5 protein-coding genes are annotated in these 3,829 nt (G+C 23.3%); 4 read left to right on the forward strand and 1 reads right to left on the reverse strand.

Annotated elements, in window-relative coordinates; translation table 4 throughout:
• Positions 1–187: 187 nt before the first annotated feature.
• Positions 188–730 (reverse strand): lipoprotein, encoded by a 543-nt coding sequence (locus EHU54_RS04935; RefSeq protein WP_400249255.1) that lies wholly within the window; start codon positions 728–730, stop codon positions 188–190.
• Between the two features lie 337 nt (positions 731–1,067).
• On the opposite strand from EHU54_RS04935, the gene EHU54_RS04940 reads away from it, so the two are divergent.
• From EHU54_RS04940 to EHU54_RS04955, 4 genes are all read left to right on the forward strand, one after another.
• Positions 1,068–1,274, forward strand: coding sequence for a hypothetical protein (locus tag EHU54_RS04940; protein WP_400249256.1), 207 nt, complete (start codon positions 1,068–1,070; stop codon positions 1,272–1,274).
• Positions 1,275–1,288: 14 nt separating this feature from the next.
• Entirely contained in the window at positions 1,289–1,429 is a 141-nt protein-coding gene (locus EHU54_RS04945; RefSeq protein ID WP_400249257.1) for a hypothetical protein, read from the forward strand.
• A gap of 214 nt (positions 1,430–1,643) precedes the next feature.
• On the forward strand, positions 1,644–3,149 hold the full coding sequence (locus EHU54_RS04950) for a type IV secretion system DNA-binding domain-containing protein (RefSeq protein ID WP_400249258.1): 1,506 nt from the start codon (positions 1,644–1,646) through the stop codon (positions 3,147–3,149).
• 149 nt (positions 3,150–3,298) lie between these two features.
• A complete protein-coding gene (locus tag EHU54_RS04955; RefSeq protein WP_400249259.1) occupies positions 3,299–3,598 on the forward strand; it encodes a hypothetical protein in 300 nt (99 codons plus the stop codon).
• Positions 3,599–3,829 lie beyond the last annotated feature (231 nt).

A 3,829-nucleotide genomic window follows, 5' to 3' on the forward strand; every position in this document is an offset into this window, starting at 1 on the left:
AATAAAATCAAATTTATCAAATTTCATAATTTTAAATTCCTATAATTTCTATTTTAAATATATTTTATAGGAATTTTAAAATAACTAGGTTATGCAAGAAGTCTAATGTACCACGACCCGTATAATGCGTTATTTTATAGTTCATATCCGTATCGTTTTAAAATGGGAATATAAAAAATTAATTAACTTATTCCAAATTTCTAAATTTAATACTTATATATGGTGTTTCTCCTGAAAATAAATTTTTATTTTTAGAAAATATTTTAAAATATATTGTTCTTCAATATTTTTTCATATCTATTGTTTTTAAAATATCATTAAAATTACGTGAATTATAAACAACAATATTATAATCATTTATTGTAATTTCTTTTTTTACAAAATTAAACATTTTTAAGATAATAGGATTTATATTTTCTAATATTTCTTGTGATGTAACATTGTTTTTATCTTTTATGTTTTGTAACACCATATTACATTGATAATTATTTTCAGGTTTAGATTCACTACTGTTTATAATTTCATTTATTTTATTTAAATTTATTTTTTCATCTTGAATATTAAAAATATTAATACATTTATTATTATTTAATACAGTATGTGAACTTGGTTTTTCTTTTTCTTCTTTTAATTCATATTTATTATATTGTGGTTTATTACAAGCAACTAAACTGATTGTGCTTGTTCCAATTAAAGTGATTGTTCCTAAAAGACTTAATATTTTTTTCATAGTTGATAATTCATGTTCCTTTAATATTTTTTATAATTACTGTATCTAAAACAATTTAATTATATCAAAAAAATATTTTATCCGCACATTTGTGATAAAATAAATACAACTAAATAAAAACAAAGAAAATGACTTGCAGGTCATTCTTCTATACACCTATTAAGGGTCTGTCAAACCGCTTAACTAGGGTTAATATATAATTTAGCTGAACCGCACATTTGTGGTGGTTCTTGGTTAAATTATAACATTTTTTAATTTTTGTGTATAGGTAGAATGATAAAAAAGTCATTCTACCTATTTTTTTATTTAAATATTTCATTAGAAAGGAATTAAAATAATGACATATAAATTAAAAGATTGGATTGAACTTTATAATAAAAATTTAAATATTGAAGTTTGAAGTTGTCAAAGTATTATTTTTAAAGGAAAAATAATAGATTTTAAAAATTATGAAATTTTTAAAGACTGTAAAATTATTGAACAATCAGTAAATAAGGATTTTCATTATTTTTACATAAATATATCAAATTTGGTAAAGCAATAATTTAGGAGGTTTATATGAAAAAGAAAATTTGTCTTAAAAAAAGATATTTTACTATCTGAAAAATCAAAAAAATTATTGCCGAAGAACAAGTAAATTATAGTTCAGAAGATATTAAAGAATTATTCAATGGTGATGATACCATTTTATGAGATTAAAATTTCATCTATAATTTCAATATTTTTTAAAATAAAATCATCGTTGAAACCAACCAAAAGAATATAGTGGGCGGTTAAATCAATATCAAAAAGATACGATTGCAACTGCGCCAACAGGAACTTGTCTGTTTTCGATTGGCGCTAATAACCGAATGTTATTAAATGTTGAAGCAAGCGAAATAGAACAAGAAGCATTTAGTTAAAAGATAGATTTATGTGTAAAATAAAACATCAATACCAAAAACTTAATAAATTTGAAAAAGTAATCTTTTGAATTATTTTTTCTGTATTAACTTTTTTCTTGTTAGTTGCTTTAATAAATATTCCTATTTCTCTTGGCTATGCGGGCATAAAACTAAAGGAAGTTACTTGACAAACTTTTGCAACTGCTTATGCAGAAGATATTTGCTTTAAAATTTCCGCAATTATTGGCATTATAGTCGTGATTGTCTTTGCTGGTTTTATTGGTTATCAGAAATGACAATACTTTGATATGTTTGCTTATGAACAAAAGAAAAAAGCAAAACAAAAAGAGCAAGAATTTAAACAAATTCCACAAAGCAATTTGCTTAATTTAAACAAAAACTTTGGTTTAATAAAGTCAAACTTAATTCAACATACTTTGTTGGTTGGGACAACGGGGAGCGGGAAAACAACGACATTAATGCAAATATTAAAAGCGTTAAGGTTTAAATTCCATGAAACCACAATTATTATTGATGGGAAGGGGGATATTGATTTAATTGATAAAGTTAAACAACTAGACCCTAACGCCTTTATTTGAACTATCAATGGTAATTTACAATACAACCCGTTTGCAAGCAAAAATAAAGTTATTTTAGCGGATAAGATAATGTCGTTGTTTGACTTTTCTGAACAGTATTATCAAAATTTAGCACATAATTATTTATTACTATTGCTTGATACACTTTTAAAAAATGATATTGCTATTAGTTTTGATAATTTAGTTAAATACTTTCCGATTAAACAATTAGAAAAATTATTTGTTTTTAATGACAATAACATTTCGTTATTATCTAATTTTGCTGAAAAAAACATTAACGGTCTTTTTAATCAATTAAATGTTTACAACACACAACTAAACGACAGTTTGGACAATAAAAATACTTTGTTAGAATTGATTAGTAAACATAAAACGATTTTGTTTAGTATCAATTCGTTGATGTATCCTAAACTAGCGGATTCGGTTGGTAAAATCATTATCCAAGACTTAAAAGAATTAACTCATCTAAAACCAGTTAATCAAAAAATTAATGTTGTTTTAGATGAGTTTAATGTCTTTGCTAGTGAAACGATTATCAACTTGATAAATAAGTCACGTAGTTTTAATTATCAATGTTTCTTGTCGTTTCAAACAATCAACGACCTAAAAACAAACAATATGAATTTAACAGACACGATTTTCGGAAATGTTAGCACTATTGTTTGTCATAACATTAAAGACCCAAACACAGCGGAATATGTGGCGAGTGTTTTTGGTACCCAAGAAACCGAAAAACTAACTCGCCAACTTGACTTTAAAAACAACACGGCTGATATGGGTTCAGTGCGTTCGATAGATGAATTTATTGTTCATCCGAACGACCTTAAAACCCTTAAAATCGGGGAATGTTATTTAAAAACCACGCTTCCGAGTGGCAAATTATATTTTAAAAAAATACAAGTTGACTCCACTTATTTAGATGGGGTAATTCAATAATTAAATAAATATTTTAAAATATTTATAATTGAGTTAAAATTAATTAAAGTATTTATTTTATTTAATCTATTATGCTATTAATTTCTTTTATTAGTTTAAATTATTATTTATCTTACAAAATACTTTAATTAATGAAAGGAATTTTTTATATGTACAAAAATTTTCAAAACAATCAATTATTTATAAAAGAAGTAGGTGTAATTTTTGCTGATAAAGCAATGTTTAAAACAATTACTGACAAAAATAATATTCAACGCAATTTGTTTTCATTTTATGTAAATGATGACGGACAAAATATTAAATGTGTTACTTGAAATGAAACTGCGGATAATTTAAACAAAGTATTTAATAAAGATACTAAAACAATTGAAATTAAATATCTTCACAAAAATAATAAAAACACTGACGAACTTGAATATAGTGTTAGAGAATTTAATATTATCAATTAAATTATGTTATATTAACAACGATGTATTTTAAATACATCACCTTTAAAATTTAGGTTTAAATAAAACCACTTTATTTATAAGGTGGTTTTATTTTTTACAACTTATTTGTATATTTTTATAATTTTTTATATATTAGACTTCTTGCATAACCTATTAAAATAATTGTAAATATTTTTAAAAAGATACTAATAGCAAATTATAATTTTAATTAATTATGTCTTTTATTTAAAA

It is taken from the genome of Spiroplasma sp. ald, from assembly GCF_044714355.1.
Taxonomy (GTDB): Bacteria; Bacillota_I; Bacilli_A; order Mycoplasmatales; family Mycoplasmataceae; genus Spiroplasma; species Spiroplasma phoeniceum.